Source organism: Bradyrhizobium sp. Ses1, from assembly GCF_059512365.1.
Map to the genome: position 1 here is coordinate 47,181 of NZ_JCAMOQ010000051.1, position 22,137 is coordinate 69,317.

The 22,137-nt window shown below is 60.0% G+C and carries 14 protein-coding genes; 1 reads left to right on the top strand and 13 read right to left on the bottom strand.

Going from position 1 to position 22,137, the window contains the following annotated elements; genetic code table 11:
• Positions 1–309 precede the first annotated feature (309 nt).
• From tssM to AC5ZG5_RS37065, 13 genes are all read right to left on the bottom strand, one after another.
• Positions 310–3,867, bottom strand: a complete 3,558-nt coding sequence (gene tssM, locus AC5ZG5_RS37005; protein ID WP_456645750.1) for a type VI secretion system membrane subunit TssM — start codon at positions 3,865–3,867, stop codon at positions 310–312.
• Between the two features lie 13 nt (positions 3,868–3,880).
• Complete coding sequence (icmH, locus tag AC5ZG5_RS37010) at positions 3,881–4,759, bottom strand: type IVB secretion system protein IcmH/DotU (protein ID WP_456645749.1); 879 nt, start codon at positions 4,757–4,759, stop codon at positions 3,881–3,883.
• A 14-nt stretch (positions 4,760–4,773) separates the two neighbouring features.
• Positions 4,774–6,114 (bottom strand): type VI secretion system baseplate subunit TssK, encoded by a 1,341-nt coding sequence (gene tssK / locus AC5ZG5_RS37015; RefSeq protein WP_456645748.1) that lies wholly within the window; start codon positions 6,112–6,114, stop codon positions 4,774–4,776.
• A gap of 63 nt (positions 6,115–6,177) precedes the next feature.
• On the bottom strand, positions 6,178–6,687 hold the full coding sequence (gene tssJ, locus AC5ZG5_RS37020) for a type VI secretion system lipoprotein TssJ (RefSeq protein ID WP_456645747.1): 510 nt from the start codon (positions 6,685–6,687) through the stop codon (positions 6,178–6,180).
• Complete coding sequence (gene tagH, locus AC5ZG5_RS37025) at positions 6,687–8,411, bottom strand: type VI secretion system-associated FHA domain protein TagH (protein ID WP_456645746.1); 1,725 nt, start codon at positions 8,409–8,411, stop codon at positions 6,687–6,689. The genes tssJ and tagH overlap by 1 nt, the downstream gene beginning before the upstream one ends.
• Positions 8,412–9,615: 1,204 nt before the next feature.
• Positions 9,616–10,296, bottom strand: coding sequence for a papain-like cysteine protease family protein (locus AC5ZG5_RS37030; RefSeq protein ID WP_456645745.1), 681 nt, complete (start codon positions 10,294–10,296; stop codon positions 9,616–9,618).
• 267 nt (positions 10,297–10,563) lie between these two features.
• Positions 10,564–11,550, bottom strand: coding sequence for a type VI secretion system baseplate subunit TssG (tssG, locus tag AC5ZG5_RS37035; protein WP_456645744.1), 987 nt, complete (start codon positions 11,548–11,550; stop codon positions 10,564–10,566).
• Entirely contained in the window at positions 11,514–13,262 is a 1,749-nt protein-coding gene (tssF, locus tag AC5ZG5_RS37040) for a type VI secretion system baseplate subunit TssF (RefSeq protein ID WP_456645743.1), read from the bottom strand. The genes tssG and tssF overlap by 37 nt, the downstream gene beginning before the upstream one ends.
• 5 nt (positions 13,263–13,267) lie before the next feature.
• Positions 13,268–13,663, bottom strand: coding sequence for a type VI secretion system baseplate subunit TssE (tssE, locus tag AC5ZG5_RS37045; RefSeq protein WP_456645742.1), 396 nt, complete (start codon positions 13,661–13,663; stop codon positions 13,268–13,270).
• A 12-nt stretch (positions 13,664–13,675) separates the two neighbouring features.
• The gene (gene tssC, locus AC5ZG5_RS37050) at positions 13,676–15,160 is read right to left on the bottom strand and encodes a type VI secretion system contractile sheath large subunit (protein ID WP_456645741.1); all 1,485 of its coding nucleotides are present in this window, start codon (positions 15,158–15,160) and stop codon (positions 13,676–13,678) included.
• A 36-nt stretch (positions 15,161–15,196) separates the two neighbouring features.
• Positions 15,197–15,688 (bottom strand): type VI secretion system contractile sheath small subunit, encoded by a 492-nt coding sequence (gene tssB, locus AC5ZG5_RS37055; protein WP_456645740.1) that lies wholly within the window; start codon positions 15,686–15,688, stop codon positions 15,197–15,199.
• 37 nt (positions 15,689–15,725) lie between these two features.
• Positions 15,726–17,453, bottom strand: coding sequence for a type VI secretion system protein TssA (gene tssA / locus AC5ZG5_RS37060; RefSeq protein ID WP_456645739.1), 1,728 nt, complete (start codon positions 17,451–17,453; stop codon positions 15,726–15,728).
• Positions 17,454–18,248: 795 nt separating this feature from the next.
• Entirely contained in the window at positions 18,249–19,007 is a 759-nt protein-coding gene (locus AC5ZG5_RS37065) for a Ulp1 family isopeptidase (RefSeq protein ID WP_456645738.1), read from the bottom strand.
• Between the two features lie 1,244 nt (positions 19,008–20,251).
• Between AC5ZG5_RS37065 and AC5ZG5_RS37070 the strand changes: the two genes are divergently transcribed.
• Positions 20,252–21,895, top strand: a complete 1,644-nt coding sequence (locus AC5ZG5_RS37070) for an NEL-type E3 ubiquitin ligase domain-containing protein (protein WP_456645737.1) — start codon at positions 20,252–20,254, stop codon at positions 21,893–21,895.
• Positions 21,896–22,137 lie beyond the last annotated feature (242 nt).

Below are 22,137 nucleotides of genomic sequence, written 5' to 3' on the forward strand. Positions count from 1 at the left end.
CCCAAGGGGGCCTCACTCACGGCACAGACTCAAGTTGGGCATTTCAGGATTGCACTCATGTCGTTGGTCGCCTACTGCGCAAAAGCGCAAGGCAGCATCCTGCCCGTCGGAACACCGACCGCTAATCGTTTGTGGAGAGCACGACACGAGATTGCCTTTGCGATCTGCTGGCTTACTTGGAAGGTGTCGCGTCGCTTACACATCGCCGCAAGGGGGCGGCGTAAAGTACTGCGACCGATCTCACCGCTCGTACTAAGGTGCCGCCAGCGTCATGTGCCCGCCTCCTGCCCAAAGCTGAGAACTCTCCTATCATAGGTGATCCGGACATCGGAATGAACGAAGGGCACCCAAGTTGAACGGATTGCTTACACTTTCCGCCCGCAATTCAAAAGTCGCGTCAGGCCGGTCGGATCGTCCGATCGTGATCGTGAAACGGTCGGGAGTACCACGCGAGGTGGGTCGCAAGGCATCAATGAGATGGAACAGCGCCCAAGGACCTGAGCGCTCAATCCTCTCCTCGGTTTCGTCCAGAGAAGCAAGGGCGACGGAGGCCGTGCTTGTATCGGTTCGACTCGGCCATTCAAGGTCGTAGGCACGGGGCGCCTCATGGCGATAAACGATCTCCTTGCCATCCACGACGAATGTTGCGCGCAGAAACTTGGAGGCAAGATAAACCGGCTTGATGCTCAACTTTACAACCGGAACGGAACCCGAGCCGCTGAAAAAGGACTTTCGTATCTCTCTCGCGCGTTGAAATTGATTCAGGGCGTCGGTGTGGATCGGCGCCGCCACACCGTCGATAGCTGCCAGCCCAAGGCCGGTTCTGCCCTCGATGACAAATGGCGACAGGTACTTCTGAAAATAATCATCGAGGACGCCGCCGGGACGAAAGAGATCGCCGAAGTCCTTTAAAGTTACGTCCTCGGTTGCGGCCGCAAACAATGGATAACGCTGGTAGATGGCCACCTGGCAGGACGGGGCCACATCCCGTGTCCACACGGTATCGACATGACCGTGTGCCTCTCGAAGCAAGACGCTCCATGTCGAGAGCGCGACGTCGTTCATGATGGTGCGGACCAGTTCGGGTCGTAGCGCTGAGTCAGCGCGCAAGGTGCCGAAGGCATCGTTGGCCGGATCCTTGATGCGGCGCTGAAAGAGTTGAAATGCGGCCTGGCCGGGATCGGGCGCGGTCGCGATATTGGCCATCGTTGCATACAGACTGCCGAAAAGATCGCGGATGTGATCCATGCTGGCCGCCTCTCCCGAGGCTCCGCCTAGGCCCAGTTGGGCCAGAGGCCGGAAGGCTTCGGTGATCCGTGTTCCCGGCCAGGGGGCGTCGCCCAATGCCGCCGAGAATACGGCGGCCGTTGTCTCGCCCGCCTTGACCGCGGTCTGTTCTCCGGGCGGCGGCAGGTTCGTATTGTCGCGTACGAGGGAAATGATCTGTTGCAGTGCGCTTTCCGGACTGGCCAGCCCGCGCAGGATCGCGGAGGCGCGCCCCATATCGTCGAATTTGACGACGCGGACGCGGCTCAGCGCATTCGTCCAAATACGAATGTAATCGGCAACATAGCGGTCGACGACCTTGCGCACGATCTGTTGCGTATCGGCCGCATCGAACGAACTGTTGGCAAGGACCCAGTCGCCGCTTTGCTCGTCCTGGACAATGAGTGGAAGGTGCGGCAGCAGGAAATCGATCAAACCATCCCGTGTGAAGATGCCTGGAATGATCGCAGTGCCGCCCGACGAAGGGAGATCCTGCTGACCAATTGTGAAAATAGCCTGGGGCTTTATCTCCAGCTGGCCGGCTCCCAGCACACTAACGAGGTCGATTGGCCGGAGCTGCGTGTTCTCGGCGCCTTCGCGCAAAAGCCGGGCGTAGACCTGCTCGACAAGCGGACGCTCCATCAGCCGCGAACCCACTGCAATGACGAATTTTGTGTCGCTCGTGATGGGTTTCGGCAGCAACTCGATAAGACGTGAAAAATGCTCCTGCAGTTCGCCAGCTGATGTCGTCTGGAGCGCAAACGTGCGCGCCACTTCACTGCGCATAGCCTGTTCGACCTTGCCGCGGTCGAAGTGCCTCGGATCGCTCAGCATCAAATAGGTGCGGAACGTTTCCTTGGCCTGGTCCAGCAGAGTATCGTTGCCCGACCGCAATAGCGCATCAATCCGAACGGCAAGCCTTCCAGCAAAAACCGGCAGCAGGCGGTCGACCAGAATCTGGTCATAGGTTTGTTGCGCAGCTGGCGCGAGCACCGAGGTTGCTGAAATCCCGAGGCCGCCGAGCCATGCAACCCACGTGTTCTCGCCAGCTGCCAGACGCAGCCGGCGCGCGGAATTGAGGGTCGGCAGGAGCTTGACCAGATCCAGCGGCTCGCGTGCTTCCTTGAGGCGCGCTTGCATTGTCTGTGCGGCCATTCTGGTTTCAGCGATGCGTGCTTCGCTGCGAGCGAATGCGTCGTACCACTGCGTCAGCGCGGCGACCACCAGTATGACTGCCGCGAGGTAGCCACCGCAGTGCACGATCGCGAGCTTGCGTTCGAGTTTGAGATTGCGGCCGACCAGCCCCTGCTCAGCGAAGATCACGTCGGTCAGCAACTTCTTGATGAAGAATGTTTTTCCCGGCCCGATGGACGGCGTGGGTGGGCTTGCGTGCAGACCGAAATTCCTCCTGATCGCACCGCTCATCCTCTCGATCGGCACTCCTTCCTGGGCAGCGCTAGTCAAGTAGACCCCGCGCAGCATCGGTTGCACTTCGAATCGGCTCGGCCGGAAGATCTCGCTAACGAAGGCGCTGACCGCGGTCCGGATGCTCCACAACTCTTTCGGGAACATATACATCATGGCACGACGGTCATGATTACGTTCGTCATGCATGCGGAACGCCAAGTTGCCCTCGAGCCGCTCGGCAAGTTGCTGAATCTCGAGGGTTACGGCGTCGTCGATGTGATCGCCTGGTCCCTCGAGAGGAAAGGTCCTGCCCCAGACCTGGGCACGACCATCATGGTCGAGATCGTCGAAATACTCGGTGAAGCCAACTACCAGATCGCATTTGGTTACCAGAACATAGACCGGAATACGCATACCAAAGGTCTTGGCGAGCTCCTGTATCCGCGAACGAATCGACTGAACGAGCCTGCGCCGGTTGTCATCGCCCGATAAGAGATCGCGCAGGCTGATCGCAACCAAGATGCCGTTGATCGGTCGCCGGCGCCGATGCACGGTAAGAAGATCGAGAAAGCCATGCCAGGCCGCGCGATCGACCTCGGCATCCGTATCCTGTGTCGTATAACGGCTTGCCGTGTCGATAAACACTGCCTCTTCGGTAAACCACCAGTCGCAGTTTCGCGTGCCGCCGACACCGGCCACCGGATCGACGCCAAGCTGTTCGGCCAACGGAAACTCGAGCCCCGAGTTGCGCAGGATCGTTGTCTTTCCGGCTCCTGATGGTCCAATGATGATGTACCAGGGCAACTCGAACAGATAGCTCGGTCCGCGCTTGCCGGCGAACACCGTATTGCGCAGGACCTTCAGCGCGCCCTCGAAGCGTCCACGGATGAGATCGATCTCCTCCTCGCCACGATTTTTGGAGGTCGTGACGAGGCCCTCGCTCGCCATCAATGACTTGATAACACGTCGGTTAGCACGGCGCGCCAGCCAGTAACGGACAACGATGGTGACGACGACCGTCAGGGAGAGGCAGCCGATTGTGGCCGCGCGAACCGTCATCGAAACCAGCGGATGCTGATCGAACAGGTCAAGGTGGGGGCCGCCGAACCAGATCAACGCGTCGACCAGCAACAAGGTGACCAGCGTGATGATACCTCGAACCGAAAAGAGGGCCGCGAATCGAGCGCCAAACACCTGCACCTCCCTTTTAGCGTGGTCCAGACTGGCCGATCATGACGAGCAGCTGCTCAACGGGCGCGAGTTCGTCCGATAGGCGCCAATGAAAGACACCGTAGCCGATCAGCACAATGACGGCCGCGACGGTGAAGATGATCCATAACGGCACGTAGCGACGCATCCGTGTACGTACTTTGGCGCCGCGCCATCGGATCGATAGTTCGGCCGGTGGTTCGCTCGTATAATCCCGCAACAGACGCCGAACGTCGGAACGCAGGTCTTCAAGCCGCTCGCGGCCTCCTTCCACCACGCGATATTTGCCCTCAAACCCCATCAACAAGCAGATGTTGATGAGCTTGAGCAAGGCGAGGTATTTGGCCGGCTTTGCCTGCACGCGTTCGAGTATCTGGAAAACCCTCTCGCCACCCCACGTCTCGTTATGGAACTGGTTAAGCAGGCTGTTGTCACTCCAGGCGCTCTCACTGCCCCAGCGCGTGGTCATCACCGCTTCGTCCAGCAACGCGCATATCACGTACCGGGCGGCTGTGACATCGCTGCCGCTCGCCTGATCTTTGGCCGCACGCACCTCGAAGCGGTGGATTTCCTCGGCCATCTCACGTCGCAGCACGCTGATATCGGCGTTGTTGACGACGCGAAGCTGCGCGACGACCAAAAGGATCGGTGTCGCGGCCGCGATCAAGGCGTCCTCCATTGCCTTTGGCTCGAACAAGCTTTGCATGACCATCTCGGCATGGTTCGCTGCCCACACCTCGTCGGATTCAGATACAGGCGACGGCAGAGCGCCCGCCGGGAAGGCGATCTTCGGCGCAACGCAAGTGGAGGATTGCCCGACTTGAGTGTTACGGGTCGGACCGACTGGCCTGCGACCGATGACTGTCGGTTCATCCATGTGTTTCGGGCCCGTCACGTACGTTGCCCACGGATGGCCCAGAACTCGAGATGGAGATCCGAGTAGTCACCGCTGACGTGGAACGCAAAGGCCGCCGAGCGCGGCAGGATCCGCCACAGCTCCACCGACTGGTCCAGCTCGAAATAGACGGCATTCTGGATGTAGGGCAACTCGCGCGGCGCCACAGCGAGCGCGTGAATCGGAACACCCGGGAGCTGAAGATTGACGAGATCGCGAATCTGCTCGACCGAGCCGACCTTCATCTGCGCCGGAAGCTGGTTGCGCAACGTCTCGCCCGGTACGCTTGCCACGGCGATGAGAACGAACCGAGAGTCCTGGAACAAGGTGCGGTCGGTGATCAGGCCGGTTAGAATGCCGTAGCCTCGGTCCTGCAACGGAAGCGATATTGCGGCGCTCTCGATCACAACAGCCAGCAGCCTACGCAGAATATCAGCCAACGGCGTGAAGCAGCTTTCGAGGTTCTCATGCTGATAGGAAGACATCTCTTGCGGCTTGCGGCGGTCGCCAACGAAGCTCGACAGCTGTCCGGTAAGGCTCAGCAATGCGCGGAAGAGGGTTTCAGGATGATGCCCACGTGTTGCTGCGAAGTGGTCGAACACGGCTTCTGCGCCATTCACGATCGATAAAGTGACAAGATCAATCAGTCCGGCTCCGTCTGCCGTCGCGCGCGAGGGATCCGCGCGCGCAGAAAGCGCCTCTGCGCGTGTCCGCAGCAGCGATCTGACCTCGTTCAACAGTGCGACCAGCGGCTTAACTGCGTGGATGTCGATGGCAGGCGGAACGTAGGTGTCGGATAACGTAATCGCGCGAGCCGGATCGATATCACGGATGCGGGCAATAGGCAGCGTGATCAGATCTCCCTGTTCCTCGCCGTCAAAGATGAGATGTGTTGATAGCGACGCAACCCTGATATCGACCGGAGCCTTTTCAGGCGCGCTCGCATTCCGGATCTGCAGGACCTCCTGATCGTAGCGGTGCGCGAGTGCATCCCCGGAACAGACGTCGCTGCCGGCCTGTCGGCGCGAGCCCACTGCGATCTTGACCAGCAGATCTTTCGCAGCCGGCGGAGGGATTCGTCCGCTCGGAAGGCGGACATGGTCCGGTGCATGAAGAGCGGAACCGTCGGGCATAATCGCTTCAAGTTCGGTAAGCGCGACTTGGCCAAGCGCCAGAAGATTACGATCAAGGGCAATTTTTCGAATGCCCCAGCCGTAGCCGACCAGACCAGAAACGCGGTTCTCGACCAACTGCTCGATCCAGCGGTCGTATTGCTGAAAGTGCTGCGGACGCACCAACATGCCTTCGGACCAGATCGGTTTGCTTGTCGCAGACACTAGGCGCCTCTTCGCTGACATTCCAAATGTGCATCTGCCCGGCTATTGATCACGGCGGACCGGTCAGAAGATTTTCCACCAGTGTCGGCTATCTTCCTGCTCAATGCTCACAGCCCCGGCAGTCAATTTTACCAAGATTCTGTTGTCACGATCGGGCTTGATTTCGGCAGTTGAGCGCCACTGGGCATCGTTGCCCGTGCGGAAGCCTGCGACAACGCCGACATTTCGGGTCTCGATCGGCGTATCGCGCTCGAAGGCCACCTTGTCGCCGGGGGTCAGCTCGACCTCACGCTTGGCCACCAGATCCGGCCCAAGCCGCTTGGTGTCATCGTCGAACAGCTCGAAAAACTGCGCCTGGGTGAAGGTGGTCGTCGACTTCAGTTCGTAAATGCGCACAACGACCGGCGACGGCTTGCCGTGCGCGTTCGGATTGACGAATTCATCGGCCTCGATCACGAACTTTATCGGCGTCGTCTTGGCGGTCTTGTCAGTCGAACAATTGGTGGCTGCAGCGGCCATCAGCAACGCACCGCCAACCACGGACAACCGATGGGCTGTATTCGGCAGCGCCATTAGGCCGTCTTCCCTTCATTGCGGCCAGATTCTGAGCGTTGCGTTTCGTAGCTTCGAGCAAACTCTTCTGCGACATAGGAGCGAGCGGTTCGATCAATGTCATTGACCATCGATGCGTGCAGTTCCACAAATCTGTCCCACAACTTGGCCTTATTGAGGCGAGCGCCGAAAAGCCCGCTGATTGCACCGTCGCTCTCGATACGCTGGGGGCTCATGTGCGTGAGCACATTGCTGACCGCGCCTCTCATTGCCGCCATTGCCGCGACCTCATGGGCCTTGATGTCCTCAAACCCTGCGCGCACCGACCGAGAGAGCAACCGGAATCCGTGATCCTTTGCGAGCGCCTCGCGGAGGACATGACTGCTGTTGGTGAACTGTACTGCGTTGTCATTCCCGGCGCGCGTCTGCGTCGGCCTGATTTGGCACTCATTCTTGAGCATAGCCCACGCCGCCAGTATCGAATGCAGCCCGTTCGTCATCTCGGCGACCGCATGGCCGAGTTCGGCAAAAAACTCTCGACGCTGTGCTGGCGGCACAAGATCCGGATTGAAACCGAGCGCATTCCAGAACGCCTGCAGTTCGTCTGTGTCGAATGGAGGGTTCGCAGGCAACGGCGAAGCACCGCTCCTTGTCGCGGTTCTTGTCTCAGGAGCGCCGACCACGTGCGGCGCAGCAGTTTCCTTCAGTCTCAGCAGCAGCCGATCGAGCTCCCGCTCATCGGGCGGCGGCGACCTTGAACCAGAATTCCGCAATTTCCCGAAGTGATTCGTCGGAGAAGAGGCGGTCGGCTTGGGCGCGATCCGGAGCGCTTCGTTCGGCTCATTGAGGCGCGCTTTAGCTCGCTGCGACGACACCGACGGCATGCGGCACGAGACCGGTCCCGGCAATAGATCGCCAAGATCGAGATCCTCAGGGATGATGGACGCAGGATGGCCATTCGACGGTACACTCCTGCCATTGGAGGGGGCAGAGGGCAGCGGTTGGGATGGCTCGATAAATGGCGTGTCGATCGATGACAACGGAATTGATCCGACATTTGCCGAAGGCGCGTGCGAGGACGGCCTCTGGGTCGTGGCAGCGCTCGACGGTCGCCGAGGAAGATCCGCTAGTGTCGGATCCACAGCCTCGATGTCGCTGCTGAGCGGCTTGTCTCCGGGCAAGGATGGCGGATGAGGTGCCTGCGGCTCGCATTGTGCCGCTGAATAGAAGATCGGGCGCGGGCCAGTCACCACTGAGGGATCGGGAGGAAGGTGCGCATCGCTTACCGACGGTGCGGCAGTCGGAACGGCTGCAGTTGCGGGCTCTTGGGTGAGTGTAGGAGACGGCAACCTCGGCGTGGTACGGCCGACACACACCGCTTTCGACCCCGTCAAGCCTAGCCGTTGACGTTCCTCGACAGGATCGTCCTCGATCATGACCGAGAGGACGTAATTCGCCAAATATAGCGTATCGCCATCAGCTAGCGGCGTGGTATTGCCGCGTCCCAGCGGGGCGTCCACCGTGTTGATGTAGACACCATTGGTGCTTGTATCGGTGATCGTGAAACCGATGCCATTGAATGCAATCAACGCGTGGTGTCCTGACAGCGTGTTGGTTGGATCTGGAAGCCGCCAGTAGCAACCGCGCCCGCGACCGATGGAGCCCCCTTCCGGTCCAAACGCCTGCCTTGCGTAGCGGCCCAAGGGCTCAGCGTTCTCTCCGAGGACTCCGAGTGTGAGATGCATCCCGCACCTTCAGGCTTGCTCGCCGGCACAAGTGGTCATCCGAGCGTCCCATTGAAATTGCCCTGGCGGCAGCATTGCTTTCGACTGGGCAGCATTGTTGCTGGGCCGATCGATTGTCTCATGCGCCGGTTGCGCAAGGCGAAAAGGATGGTCTCTTCGTGCGCTCAGCTGCATCGGAGTCCGCGCGGGCTTTCTCTCTCAGAAACAAGGCATGCGAACTCAAGCAAAGGAGCGCATCGGTCGTCTTACGCATCTACGTGCACTCCGCCAATTAATGTTGCCAGGTTTCGACAGCAACACTCGTGCCAACAGCACCTCCAGCCTAAGCCACTGATTTGACATAAGAAGGCGAATGACGCCGGTGTCCTCAAACTGACAGAGGCTCGTGCAGCCGTCAGACACCGGACAAGGTGAACCCTCAGACGACTTTTTGACTGCAACCGGCCCAGTGTTGTCTAGCTATCCTTGACCAAACGGATAGCGGCAGCTTGTCGAGCCAATATGGCGTCGACTTGGGCCGCCCCAAGATGCGTCGCCGCTTGCGGCAGGCAGTGTATTCGACGACCCGGCAGTGCTTGCGTCTTGAAACGAGCGGGCAGAAGTCTGGTGTCCCCGGCAAGTTATTGCAGACGCGATGCCGCACCGAATTCTCCCCGGAGCTCGCATATTGGAGTTCGATATCGACGGCATCGACATAGGAGACCTTCTTTGCCGCGGGCAGATTTAGTTTGTCGCTATGCAAAAAGAAAGCAGATGCGGTGCGAGTGCAGAGCCCGGTCGGCCTCTGCTTCACGAGGTCTGCATTCTCGTCCTCTTTCACGGCGAGGCAAAGCCGCTTTAGGATGGCAAGGTCTAGGCGTCGCGGAGCGCACGACGCCGCGATATCGGCGACGGCGCCGAACGCAGAAAAGTTGCGCGGACGGCTGAAAAGACCGCGCGCACGCGTTGAGCGAGGCGTTGGCTGTCTCGCCGGGCGTCATGACCAAGCAACCAAGCCATCACACGTCACAGCAACCGGCTTGCCAGACAATCGTATGCGATGAAGGGAGACAAAAGCAGCGCGCTCTCACGCCATGCCCGGCCAACCACTCGCGCCCTGGGCGGCGGCTTCCGGACTTACATGTCGCCAATCGGATACGAAAGCAGGAGGAGGTGCCTTCGCTCGGGCGTTCGCAGCGGAGGGCCTTGCGGCCCAGAGGGGTGTTCACAGCCAATCGCGATTCTTGACGAAAAGGTCATCGAACAAAAAACTATAGAAGTAGATCAATCCACGTGCTGGGTAAGACGGATCATTGTAGCACAACATGTCTTCTATCAGACCAGTCAACACTATTATATGCCCGTCCCATAGTGTTTCGTTCCCTGAGCATGACGGCAGACGCAGAGCAGCCCAGATTGGCCCTCGTATGGTCAAGGTCTCTGCAATAAAATCACGCGTAAATCCGTCATCTGGCTTTTCGAGCCTCTCTAATCCTTCAGTGCGCGCCAACCAGTCAAACTGGTAACCGTTGATGCCTACGTCGGCCTGCCAAACGGAAGGCAGACCCAGCCGAGGCCCCGGGCGAAAGTAGTACGACAGCATACAAGCGCAAGCATACCAACAATTGTTATTCCCATGCGGTCGTATATTTCCGGCATAGTTTCGTCGCATGTTCAATTGGCCGTCATAGCCATGTTGTTGGCCGACAAGCGGAACATCCAGCACTACGTTTAGCACCCCTACAGCTCCTCCAAATTTACCAGCGAGCTGGGCAAATTGCGTGCCGGACGGCTTTAGCGCCAACCGCCGGTAGCCATGTCTACTCACACACTTGGCGCGAGCGAGACGGCTCTCATGGGCCCGGCGGGCGCGCACCGGCTCGTGGCTGGGATCGATGCGCAACATGCTCTTCGCGCCTCGCGCCAGTCCGCGCTCTCTGCATCCGCATCCAAGAGGCGCATGCAGGTGACGGCGTGCTCGCGGTCGTAAGGAGTCGGCTCGGTGCGGTGGCATAGCAGTCTCTCGGTCATGGAAGCCATTGGAGCGCAGCCGGCATGCTATGGCAACGTCTAACCGGGTTGACCGCGACTCTGGCCCGTGATCCGTGACGCGCCATGATGGTCCAGTATCCCATCACCGCGGGTGATCTTCACCCGAATAACTCGAAAACGATCACAATAGAACAAGGCTTCCGGTTCCATTGGGCGGGTCGATCCATGTCGTCCAGCCTAATTCTCCTTCGCCCAGAGTCCATTCCGGTGTCTGCCCGAGCGCTAGTTCTAACTGGAGATCCCATGCCAAGGGCTCGCGCAGAATAACGCTAATGAGACGGCAAAGGATGGCATGGCTCTCGCAACCGGGCAGCAGTGACCGAAACTGCTGCTGGTTGAGCGGGCCGAGGCAAAGCCGAAATTTGCCTACGATGTCCGGCATGGTTTCACCGGCAAGGGTATCAACGCCGAGCTCAAGACCAGGCCGGCCAAGGCGCCACTGCGCCTGCTGTGGAATGTCGATCTCGCGCCAGATGAATTCCTCGACCCGGGCTGAAATGTGGAGATGGCTGGAAATCAAGCCGGCCACAAGCTCGGCGGACCGGCTGCACAAGGCAAGGACGCCGGCATGCGGCAGCAGCCGCGCCCGCCATTCCCGTTCGTTTGCGGTGTCTTCCCCGGGCACGAGTCCAAAGAGCGTGCCAATCAGCACCGAGATCGCGTCGGTTGCGCCCTCCTCGAACCGCAAATGGTGACGGTAGTACCGCCAGATCCGAAGCAGCAGGCTGATCAGACGGTGATTAAAAAAATCAAAAAAATCGCCGAGCGATCCCATGCCGTCTGCATGCATGACCCGTTCAGAGTAGAAGGGCGGCAGCGGCGAGGAGGGACCATGCAGCCCGAGGAAGTTGACGTTGACCTCCACGCGCTCGTCGGCGGCCTTGACCTGTCTGATTCCCGCGATCTCTTCGGCAGGAAAGCCAAGCGTCGGCGCCGCACGGAAGCGCACGGCCTCCCGCGCGGGATCGTCGGTGGATCCGATCGGGGGAGCGTCGCTGAAGCGCCGCTCGAGATGCGCAATGAGCGAGAAGAACCCGAATGCCGAAAGCTCATCGCGTTCGTCGGGCGCCGTCAGAGTGCCGTGATCGATCCGCTTCTCGCCGGCCATAGATAGTGTGCGTTGCTTTCCGTGCCACGAACCGAAAACCGGTGCAGCATATTGATGCCGGCAAACGTCGCGAAGAAGGCGTCGAGTACCGATCCCAACAGGAACAATTCGCTCTCGCCACCGATCTTGCTGTCGATCACGGCCAGTTCGATATTTCGCATTCGGACCGGGGCGCCGCGCACCACGTGATCGGTGTCCGTGGTCGCGAACTGATCCAGGCCTTCGAGCAACAATTCCAGGCGGCGGCGCGCCTGAACGTCGTAGACTGCACGGAACTCGTAGCTGGCAAGGACGGTCCGCAACGTACCTATGTTGGCCATGACGCCGTAATTGCGCGCCAGGTTTGCCGTCAACCGCCGCAATAAACCATCACTGACCGGTGGCGGCACTTCTGCAACGACCGCTGTGATATTGGAGAAGGTGACGGAGCGAGGCGTGTCAGAGGCCGGCAGATCCACGCTACCGACAGGCAACCGGTCGGCAATGGGTCCGTTGGAGCAGGTCAGTTGCAGGGACGCGACGTCGATCGGCGGATGTTGGCCGATGTCGAGCCGGTCAACGAAAGTCACGTAGTGATCGACGCCCCGGCCGACCACCGCAGGCCGGATACGCTCGCGAAAGTAGGCGCGGTTGCGCTCGGCGCCCGGCAGATCGTGGCGCAACAGGTCGAATGGCTCGAACTCGATGCGTTCGGGACGGCCTTGCACATAGCCGGTCACACCATCGACGGACCGGATCGAAAAGTTCGGCCCTCCCGAGGCAAGTACGCGGTATTCGGTCTTGGTCCGATTCAGCCGAATTGGCGAGGCCTCATGGCTGAAGACATTGATTGCCGGCGTGCAGTTCAAGCAAATCTGGCCTTTGCCGACGCGCAACTGGGCAGGGAACGGGCGCCGAAACTCGAAGGTGAGCCTGCACTCAGTCTCCGTGTGGGCTGCGAGCGGCTCGAGACCAGACAATTCGACATAGAGAAATTTCGAAGGATAACAGAGATACTCCTGAATGATCCGGAATCCTGAGAAGGCGTTGCGCGGCCAGGGCAAAACCGCCTCGTCATCACTGAAGCCGACCGGCGCGATCTGTGCTGAGCCGATTGCGGCCACCTGTCGATCCGCCACAGTAACAGTTCCCGCCGAGGCGTGACGGCACAGCCAGGCCAATAGGCAGCGCCCCACTTGCGGCTCCCGCTCGGTCGAGAAGAAGAGGCGCAGCCGACCATTCTTAAGACATGACAGGTTTTGCTGGCCGGTTGCTCTGATACGCAGGATTAGCCGGGCCGTACTCGCCCGGTTCTCCAGCTGAACGTCATTGATCTCCAGCGGCAGCACCTCGATTGCGTAGCAGGTGACGAACGTGCAGTTCGTTGCGTCTATCGGCCGCGAGCGGACGCTGGTCCCGGCCGGCAGGTTCAGGCTCGCGGCGCTCGCCGATGATTTCAAGGCAAAAGACAGGGTCGTGATGGGCGGCAGGGCTTGAAGATATTGCGGCCACACCATCCGCAACAGGCCGTGGACGAATTCGGGAAATTCGTCGTCGAGCTTTTGGCGCAGCCGCGCGACAAGGAAGGCGAAGCCTTCGAGCAGCCGCTCGACGTCGGGATCGGTGGCATCCTGCCCGAGAAAGGGCGCAAGCTTCGGATTGGCCAACGCGAAGTCAGCGCCGAGCTCGCGCAAATAGGACAGCTCGTCCTCGTAATAGGGATTGACGGCCACCTCCTTCAGCCCCTCACCCGAACGTGCCTCTCGAAGATCGCATCGAAGGAAATTGGCTCCATTTGAGCGTTATAATCAACCGTCGCATTGACGTGGAAGCTCAGCTGCAGCGGATTTTCGGGATCGGCATGAAAGCGGATCGACACATTCCTTAAACGCGGCTCAAATGTCTCGATCTGCTGCTTGAGCGAGCGAGCGAGCGCGCGCACTGCGTCGGCTCCCTGCCCGACCGCCTCGTTAAGGTCGGGCATGCCGAGGTCCGGCCGTGTTTCGCAGCAGCCCTGGCGCGAGTTCAGAACCCGACGTAAGTTTTCCAGAACGCTTGCCCGGAAACGGTCGAACGACACCCGGTGGGTCGCGGCTCCGTCCTCCAAGCGCTCCATAAGACTGCGGTCGAACATCGACTACCACCACTATTGCTTGTCGAGCTTACCCTTGAGCGTCAAAGCAAAATCCGCGCCCATGTACTTCAAATGTGGAACGACGGCGATGCCGACGCGATACCAGCCCGGTTCACCTTCGACGTCCTCGACGATGATCTCCGCCTTTCGCAAAGGCCGCCGCGAGCGCACCTCTGCCGACGGATTCTCCTGATCGGCGACATACTGGCGGATCCAGTTGTTCAGCTCGCCTTGCAGCTCTTGCCTGCTCTTCCAGGAGCCGATGTTCTCGCGTTGCAGCACTTTGATGTAGTGCGCGAAACGATTGATGATGAACATATAGGGCAGCTGGCTGCCCAGCTTGTAGTTGAGTTCGGCCGCCTTGCCTTCCTGGGTGGTCCCGAAATATTTCGGCTTCTGCACGGAATTAGCCGAGAAGAAAGCGGCATTGTCAGCCCCCTTGCGCATGGTCAGCGCGATGAAGCCCTGCTCGGCTAGTTCGAACTCGCGCCGGTCCGAGATGAGCACCTCAGTCGGCACCTTGGTCTGCAATTGTCCCATTGCCTCATAGGTATGCAGATTGAGGTCCTCAACCGCGCCGCCAGACTGGGGGCCGATGATGTTCGGGCACCAGCGATACTTGGCGAAGCTTTCGGTTAAGCGCGTCGCAAAGGCAAAAGCAGCGTTGCCCCAGAGGTAGTTGTCGGTTTCGCCGTCTGAGGCCTCCTGGTAATCAAAAGTCTTCACCGGAACGGTCTCTGGACCATAGGGCAATCGCAGCAAGAAGCGCGGCAGCGTCAGGCCGAAATAGCGCGCGTCCTCGCTTTCGCGGAACGATGTCCACTTGGCGTATTTTGGTCCCTCGAACACCGATTGCAGGTCCTTCAGACCTGCGATCTCCTCATGGCGTTCGACGCCGAACATGTCGGGTGCAGCAGAAGCGATGACTGGTGCATGCGACATGGCGGCCACCGCGCTCATGTACCGCATCAGCTTAACATCCTGGCTGCCACTGCCAAACTCGTAGGCCGATATCATGGCCGCGACGGGCTGGCCGCCGAACTGCCCATATTCTGCGGTGTAGACGTGCTTGTACAGGCCGGACTTGACGATCTCCGGGCTGTCCTCGAAGTCGGTGAGCAGTTCATCCTTGCTGACGCTGAGGATTTCTATCTTGATGTTCTGACGGAAATCGGTGCGGTCGACCATGAACTTGAGCCCGCGCCAGGCCGACTCGAGCCGTTGGAACTGGTCCGTGTGCAGCACCTCGTCGAGCTGAGCCGAGATTTTGCGATCGATCTCCGCGATCATCTGATCGACGAGCGCGTTGTTGACCTGCGCATCGGCGCGGCCTGGTTCCATGAGCTCGGCGAGGAAAGCTGCAACGCCCCGGCGAGCAAGGTCGTAACCCTCGTCGCGCGGGCTCATCCTGGTCTCAAGAAGGACCTGATCCAGCAGCGAAAGCTCAGTGGCCCCTGTGGCGAGTTCGGCCGGTTGCTGCGCACTTGCGTCGGTCATAGCGCCCTCGCCTCCTCATGGTGGCCGTTGATCTACTCACTCGGTCTTGCTGGTGAGCTCGCTCAAGAGCTGCGGCCGCGCGCCGTGGTCTTCGAGCAAATTCTGGATGGCCTTGCGAAAGCTCGGCACGTTCCCGAGCGGACTCTTCAGGGCGATCAGCGCCGCGCGCAGTTCAGTCAAGGCGCGCAATTCGGGAATTTGCTGTGCGACACGTTCGGGTTCGAAGTCCTTCAGGCTCTCAAACGTCAGCGACACTGACAGCTTGCCGGCCTCGGGCTGGTCGTCGAGCCTATTCTCAGCGGAGATATCGAGAGTCAGTCCGTGGCTTTTGACAACCTCGTTAAAATTGTCCTTGTCGATATTGACGAGCTCGCGCTGCTCAATCGGGTGGTCATCGGTCTTTCCGGTGAAGTCGCCCAAAACCAATAATTTGAGCGGCAGCTCGACATCCTCCTTCAGGTTGCCGGTTGCCGGTTTGAAGCGGATATTGATGCGCTCCTTTGGAGCGACCGAGCTTTCCTGTGCCATATCAGCTCCTGTTAAGACTTGTCCCTGTCAAGGTCAGCTAGCGAACAAGCGTGCTCGCGCGTGCGATGTCGATGGCCGCGACCCGCGTTCGGATTTGTTCGAGCGCGGCGCGACGGCGCGGCTCGTCAAGCATCTGCCGCGAGTCAGAATGTGTGATTGCGCGAAAGCGCAATTCGGCGACGTCGAGCGCAAGCTCAGGCTCCCAGCTTTCGAGGTTGCGCTCAGCGACCACCTCTTCCATGTGCTCGAGCAGCGGGATGGCAGTCGTAACGAAGCCGGTTTCGATGCAGAAACGTGCTTGAGCAAGCTGGCTCACGAACCGCGCTCGTTCTCCGCTCGCGCCATCCAGCGCACGTGACAGCTTCTCGAGGGCGGCCTGAGGCCGCCCATCGTCAATCAGCTTATGTGCCTCAACAATGGCTTCGTCGGCAGGATCACGGCCCGGCGACACGTCCGCACCACCGACGGCGGCCCAAGCACGCGTTTCCTCATCCGCGAACGCCCGGCCGTCATTGAACTGAAACGTCAATATCCCCGAATAGCGTGTGACCAGCAGGGCTACGCTTGCGCGTACAGCCGCGGCCGCTGGCTCAAAGAGCGGCCCCATTTGCTCCAGCGCTTTCGCCGCATGCCGGTGAACGTCGAGCCAGAACGGTGACATCCAGACGATATCTTCGGCCAGGTCCAAGACATCGGCGTGCTGACCGGCCGCTATTTTGGCTTCCAACGCTGCGATATTGTCTGCAGGCGCAAATATGGTCGTGCGGCCACGCGTATCCGGCGGCAGGGCGTCAAAGCGCATCCAAGAGCCGACGCGATTGAGCAGATAGACCTTAGGGTCTGTGGGGCATGTGATGCGCTGGGTGGTCGCAGCTAACCGCAGCACATCAGGCAACGCAGCCCAATCGCCATCGGCGCCAACCGATCGTGCTGTCTCCGGTGCGGCCGCTTGAGCTGCCGCAACCGGCGAAGCGGATTCCGCTGGAGCGACGCAGGTCTGATCGGCAGTTCGTGTCGTCTCAGCAGCAGGTTCCGTCGGCACTGCAATTGCGCGCCTGGCTTCTTGGTAGTGCGGTCGCAGCGCCCTCAACAACTCACCCAAGGAGGCTTGCTCATTGACCAGCTTTTCGCATAGCTGACGATCGAGATCATCAAGCGCCTCGTAGGCGGCGAGCATTGCCGGATAGTCGGTTTCGATTGGCACATGCGCGGCTAGCTCTGGTGCAATGCGACCCGCGAGCCAATCGATCGCTCCGACCCGCGCCCGTTCCCGCTCGATCGGCGGAAAGAGACCCTCCCAATGCGCGTCCACCATGCCGCGCAAAACGCCCAGGCCGACGGCAAGGCCCTGGTATCCTCCGGTCCGAAACAGACCATAGGTGGCCCAACAGGCGACCAGAATGTCTTTCGACCGGTTCGCCAGGATATGGAGGGACAGCGTACTGACATTGCTCCAATCAACCGCCGTTGGTCCGTCGACATCCATGCGCCGAACTTCGGCTTCGAGCCGTTCGAATTCGGCCTCATCGCGAACATTCGTGCCGGCGGGCACGGTGCCCGGCACAGGCGCCGCACCGTGGCGCGTACCCGCGTCGATGTCATCTTGAACCGTCATCCGGTAGGCAACCCCTGCGACAGAACCATACGCGACCGCCCGTCTCGACAATCGCAACATCCGCAGCATACGATAGGCCGAGAGGCGACACTCTTGTAAGCCATCACTACCGTCCTTGCGCAAGCGCTGCTCGATGACGTCCTCCTTCAAGCCTTATGCCAATTGCAAAGGCTTGATTAGCAAAAGCGATTTTCTCAATCGGAGGCGTCACGGCCCCGACAGCATGTTGCAAACCCGACATCAGAGGTGGTGACTGTTGGGTCGGCTCAGTCATTTTCCCGAAGGAGCCTTGGGCTCAGGCAACTGCGCCGCGCGCGCCCGCCTCGCGAAACCTCGAAAGAAGATGAGGCGAGGATTTTCAACTCGGTACGTCGATGGATCGTCGTTGGAACATCTCATGTCGTACGCGACTTTAAGCGCACTTCCGACTCGAGATGCAGCAGTATTGGGTGATGGCTCAAGTGCCTTCTCGTGTAAATCGGAGCAAATGATGAGCGATGGGGAGCCTGGACCGTCAAAGACCTCCCAATCCAGAGTTGATGGGACTGAGCGCACGAACGAGCCTGCTGTTGAAGCGAGTTCTTCGGCCGTCGAGGCTCACCGAGCGAGCAGCTCTACCCCGGAGCAGATGCGCTCTGAACCGCGGGATTTGGGTGCGTCTTCAGTTGGCGTGGATCGTGGTGCGCCAAGCCGCGAAGGACATGAGGCGCGTTCCGGTAACGATCCACCGCTCAGACAGACCGGCAGCGCGCAGAGGTTCGCTTTTAAGTCCGTCGCTCGGTGTCGAAGCGTCCGATTGGCTGGTCGATCACAGCCCGACTACCACGATCCGGTGCAGGGCGGGGTCGTGTGCGAGCCGCCCCAGTCGTTCACACGTCCTGGCACCCGGCCAAGGTTCTGGTGCCGGCAAGAGGCGCGCCAGCCAGCTCCATCAGCCCAAACGCATCAGCGAGTTGGGCGTCGCGAATGCGCACGACCGCTCAGTCGATCCTGGAGTGCCCGCCGATCGGCGACGAGGTTGTCGAGGTGAAGCGGCTCGTCATCAGGCCGCTCTCCTTCCGCCAATCGTCTCGCCAGCGTCCGTGTGCCGTCCACCACAAAGACGCCGCAATCACAACCGTTCCGCTGTTGGGCCATGCGGGCGGACTGAAGGTTGGCGCCAAGGCGTTCCGCGAGTTGTTCTGCGCTAGCGACGTTAGATTTCCCAGAGGAGTCGTAGTGATAGGCAGCTACGTTCTCCCGATTGCGGCGATCAACGAGCAGCAGCGACCAGTGGTAGCCGTCGTCGGCCTTGACACCTCTGCCATTATTCACTGGCACGAGCAGGAAATCGGCGGTATCGCTCTCATCCTCATCATAGACGATTCCTTGCACGGCTAACAGCAATTCGGCCGCGTCGTCGGTCAAGCGCAGCATTTGAGCTTGCGCCGGCCGCAGCAGCCGCATCCGAGCAGCCAGATCCGGATGTTCCCTCTGCAGCTCCCGCTCCAGGAGCGTGTAATCCGCGCTGATATGCTCGTCAGTTAGCCAGTTGTGGCGGAGCACCGGCGGAGCCCGCGCTCGGACGCCGGATCCGGAGGCCTGTCCATCCGGCTGATCCAGATGGGCCGACGACTTTTCGCGACGGCTCCCTCGGAACGCTTTGCACAGCCCGGACTTAAAACACCACCACCCTCCACAGCCTTTGCCATCCTTCACCGGCATCGCGGACGTCGTCGCCCTAGTCGATGATGATTCTTCGCCATGTCCCGGGAAGCTATCGATGCCCGCCACTACTGGCTGGTGAGATTCAAGCCCATGCCCCGGGACGAGCGTTACGCTAAGCCCGCTCGGATTGTTTGGGGTCGGCTCTCTTGTTTCTTGCCCCAACTTGGGTGTGTAAGGCCGACCATGGATGTAAAAATGTGTTCGCGAATGGAGCAGTGTCGTCGGTAGAAGACCTTTTCTGCTCAGTGAACCGATCAAGGCATCGGGGGCTGATTGGCAACCATGTTCCCATCCCAAGCTGACAATATGTGTGAAGTCTCTCGTGCATGGGAAGTTCTCCGCGGGCACGCTGGCCTGCATATCAACGGCGGGGGCGGACAACTTGGGTAGCGGATCCAAATGGGTCCAAGCTGCGCTGGATTCAGGAGGCACTGGTCGCTCAAGGTGACCGCACGTCGGTGATGGCTCGGCCCTAGCAGTCCGCGATGGCAACATTGGCGGCGTCCTCCCAAGTGTCCCATCCTGATTGGTCAGAAAATTGAAGTCATCATAGTCTCTGCGGTAAATAACCTCGAACATCTGACGCTGCACCGGCAGATCGGAGACCACACCATGCCGAGCACTATCCGCGTCATTGACCTCGATCAAATGACGGGCATCGGGCTTGGCAAGTCGTTCGAATTCATTTCCACAAGAGGGACCATGACTACTCGCCCATCTCGCACAACTTCCCTCTGCTCATGAGGTATGAGCGTGGCAGCGCGAATGCCGCGACTTCCGCCGCTCAGGCGCGAAGCATCAGTTCAGCGACGGATTGCGCGGGCGTACCCGCCCGACTTGTCACTTGATGAAGATCTCCGCCACATGAATTCTGCTCGGACACATAGGCGACGTCCTCCCAATGTCCAGCGACTCCGGCACTTCCTCGAGAGGGTCGGCGACCGCTTGGCAAAAAACTGACAGGTCGGCCTAGTGCGAGTCGCAGTCTTGATCCGCTTGGTTTACATTCGTCAGTGACCTTCATGATGACAACGGCGGTTTCCAGGAGCATCACTTCGGGGGCGCCTACCTAAATTGACGACCGAAAAGACGGCATTGATGGTCCGAGGACAGTGCCAGCCGAGTGTTGGTAATACGTCTCACTCTTCCGAACGAGATCGACGGCAAGACTGCCTATGCGGTCTCACCGGGTCGGTGATCAGGTTCGTCGAGTTAAACTGGGGCGCGGGAGGCCGCCGACGATGAACCGTGAGGCTCCGGCTGATGGCGAAGCGCCGCAGGACCAGGCTCTTGAGGCCTGGGCTGCCGAAGAGGTGCTGAGCCGACGCGAAAATCGGCTAGACGCGGTAAGAAGAATAAGAGCTTGGGAGATGGCCGCAACCACTGTGCAGCTAAACCTTGCATCGCTGTCCCTGACGGTCTTGCCACCCGGCTTCCCGGCGTTGCTCCAGCGCCTAGACGTCTCCGACAATCAGCTGACCTATCTGCCGGAATCTCTTCCGACCGGTCTTCAGGAACTCTACGCCAGGTCGAATCGGCTGACTAGCCTGCCCGTTCTCCCGCCCGGGCTCCGGCGCATGGATGTTGCCGACAATCGGCTGACCAGCCTGTCCGGCCTCCCCCCTGGGCTCCAACGTCTGGATGTTCCCGCCAATCAGCTGACCAGCCTGCCCGAGACCCTCCCGCCTAGGCTCCAGCTTCTGTATGCGAACGAGAACCAGCTGACCTACCTGCCCGCCGCACTCCCGGACAATCTATGGCGGCTCGACGTTTCCCATAATCGGCTGACTCACTTGCCCGACTCCCTTCCTGCCGGCCTCAGAACGCTCATTGCTGGTTGGAACCGACTAACGAGCCTACCCGAGACGCTGCTGACACAGCTTAGACATGCGTCCATAGTTCACCTGGAAGCGAATCCCCTGTCCGAGCGGGTGCTGACGAACCTTGCGACAGCCCTGCATGCCGAGGGCTATGAAGGGCCCCAAGTCTCCTTCTCTATGGAGGGAGGAACGGCGCAAGGGCCGGGACGGCGTCTGGCTGAGGCGGTTGCGGCCTGGGTCAAGGGCGAGCCGGAGACGGTGGCTCTCTGGCAGAGCTTCGGCGAAGAGCACGGTGCTCAGGACTACGCACGCTTTCTCGACAAGTTGCAGCAGACCGTGAACTACGGCGATGAGGCGTTCCAGCAGGCGGTGCGCGATGACCTGCGGCAGGCGGCAAGAAGGCACCGGTTGCGCGAACACTACTTCCGGTTGGCTTTTGATTCTAGTACAACCTGTGAGGATCGCATCACGTTAACCTGGAACGGCATGCAGACCGCACGCCTGAACGCTGAGGTTGAGTACGGGGACTTTGACGGGAATCTCAAAGGCATTTTGGAAAGGGGCCGTATCCTGTTCCGCTTGGACGTGCTGGAGCGGATCGCTCGCGAGAAGGTCCGCTCACTGCGTTTCGTCGACGAGATCGAGGTCTATTTGGCCTATCAAGTTAAGCTGCGCGATGCACTGGAGCTGCAGCCCGTGGCCCCAAAGATGCGCTTCGAGCGCGTTTCCTTCGTTACGGAGACCGACATCGCCCTTGCCGAGACATCGGTTCGGGAGCAGGAAGCGGCAGGCTTTGCTGACTACCTCGCCACACGCTGGCAACCTTGGCAGACGGTGTTGAAGCGTTTCGCCCGCGAAGACCATGCAGCGATGGAGGCGCGCCTTGCCCAAGCGATGGAAGAGGAGTTTTGGACACGCCTGGATCAACGTCTCGCGGAATTTGGTTTGACGGGCAATGCCGATGCCAAGCTGCAGCTCGGCGCCCAGGTCAAAGACGAAATCGCTCGAGAGATCATGCGACCGGTTACGGACCAGTTTCTTGCGCAGCGTGGCCTCACGCTGTAAACGCGGTCCTTCAGTGGCATGGGGCGCTCAATGCCTGCTTCACGGGACCGTCGCGCCGGGCCGAAGAGCGTTCGCCGATCAAGTTGCAGCGTATCTTGCGGTGGTGAAGTAGTGGCTGCATCGGTCGATGTTTGCGTCAGATTTTCATACAGCAAATCAATTGTGTCTAGTACCCGGAATCAGAGCTGAGTGATACGGCGGCCTTTGAAGCGGCGTTGACGGACCTTTTTCTTGGTCCAGAC

What these genes read in the sequence shown, in the direction of transcription:
- icmH (WP_456645749.1), bottom strand. Translation starts at nt 4,759, where the DNA reads ATGGATGAACCGACAGTCATCGGTCGCAGGCCAGTCGGTCCGACCCGT.
- tssG (WP_456645744.1), bottom strand. Translation starts at nt 11,550, where the DNA reads ATGGCCGGCGAGAAGCGGATCGATCACGGCACTCTGACGGCGCCCGAC.
- AC5ZG5_RS37065 (WP_456645738.1), bottom strand. Translation starts at nt 19,007, where the DNA reads ATGCCGGTGAAGGATGGCAAAGGCTGTGGAGGGTGGTGGTGTTTTAAG.
- AC5ZG5_RS37030 (WP_456645745.1), bottom strand. Translation starts at nt 10,296, where the DNA reads ATGTTGCGCATCGATCCCAGCCACGAGCCGGTGCGCGCCCGCCGGGCC.
- AC5ZG5_RS37070 (WP_456645737.1), top strand. Translation starts at nt 20,252, where the DNA reads ATGAACCGTGAGGCTCCGGCTGATGGCGAAGCGCCGCAGGACCAGGCT.
- tssJ (WP_456645747.1), bottom strand. Translation starts at nt 6,687, where the DNA reads ATGGCGCTGCCGAATACAGCCCATCGGTTGTCCGTGGTTGGCGGTGCG.
- tssE (WP_456645742.1), bottom strand. Translation starts at nt 13,663, where the DNA reads ATGTTCGACCGCAGTCTTATGGAGCGCTTGGAGGACGGAGCCGCGACC.
- tssB (WP_456645740.1), bottom strand. Translation starts at nt 15,688, where the DNA reads ATGGCACAGGAAAGCTCGGTCGCTCCAAAGGAGCGCATCAATATCCGC.
- tssC (WP_456645741.1), bottom strand. Translation starts at nt 15,160, where the DNA reads ATGACCGACGCAAGTGCGCAGCAACCGGCCGAACTCGCCACAGGGGCC.
- tagH (WP_456645746.1), bottom strand. Translation starts at nt 8,411, where the DNA reads ATGCATCTCACACTCGGAGTCCTCGGAGAGAACGCTGAGCCCTTGGGC.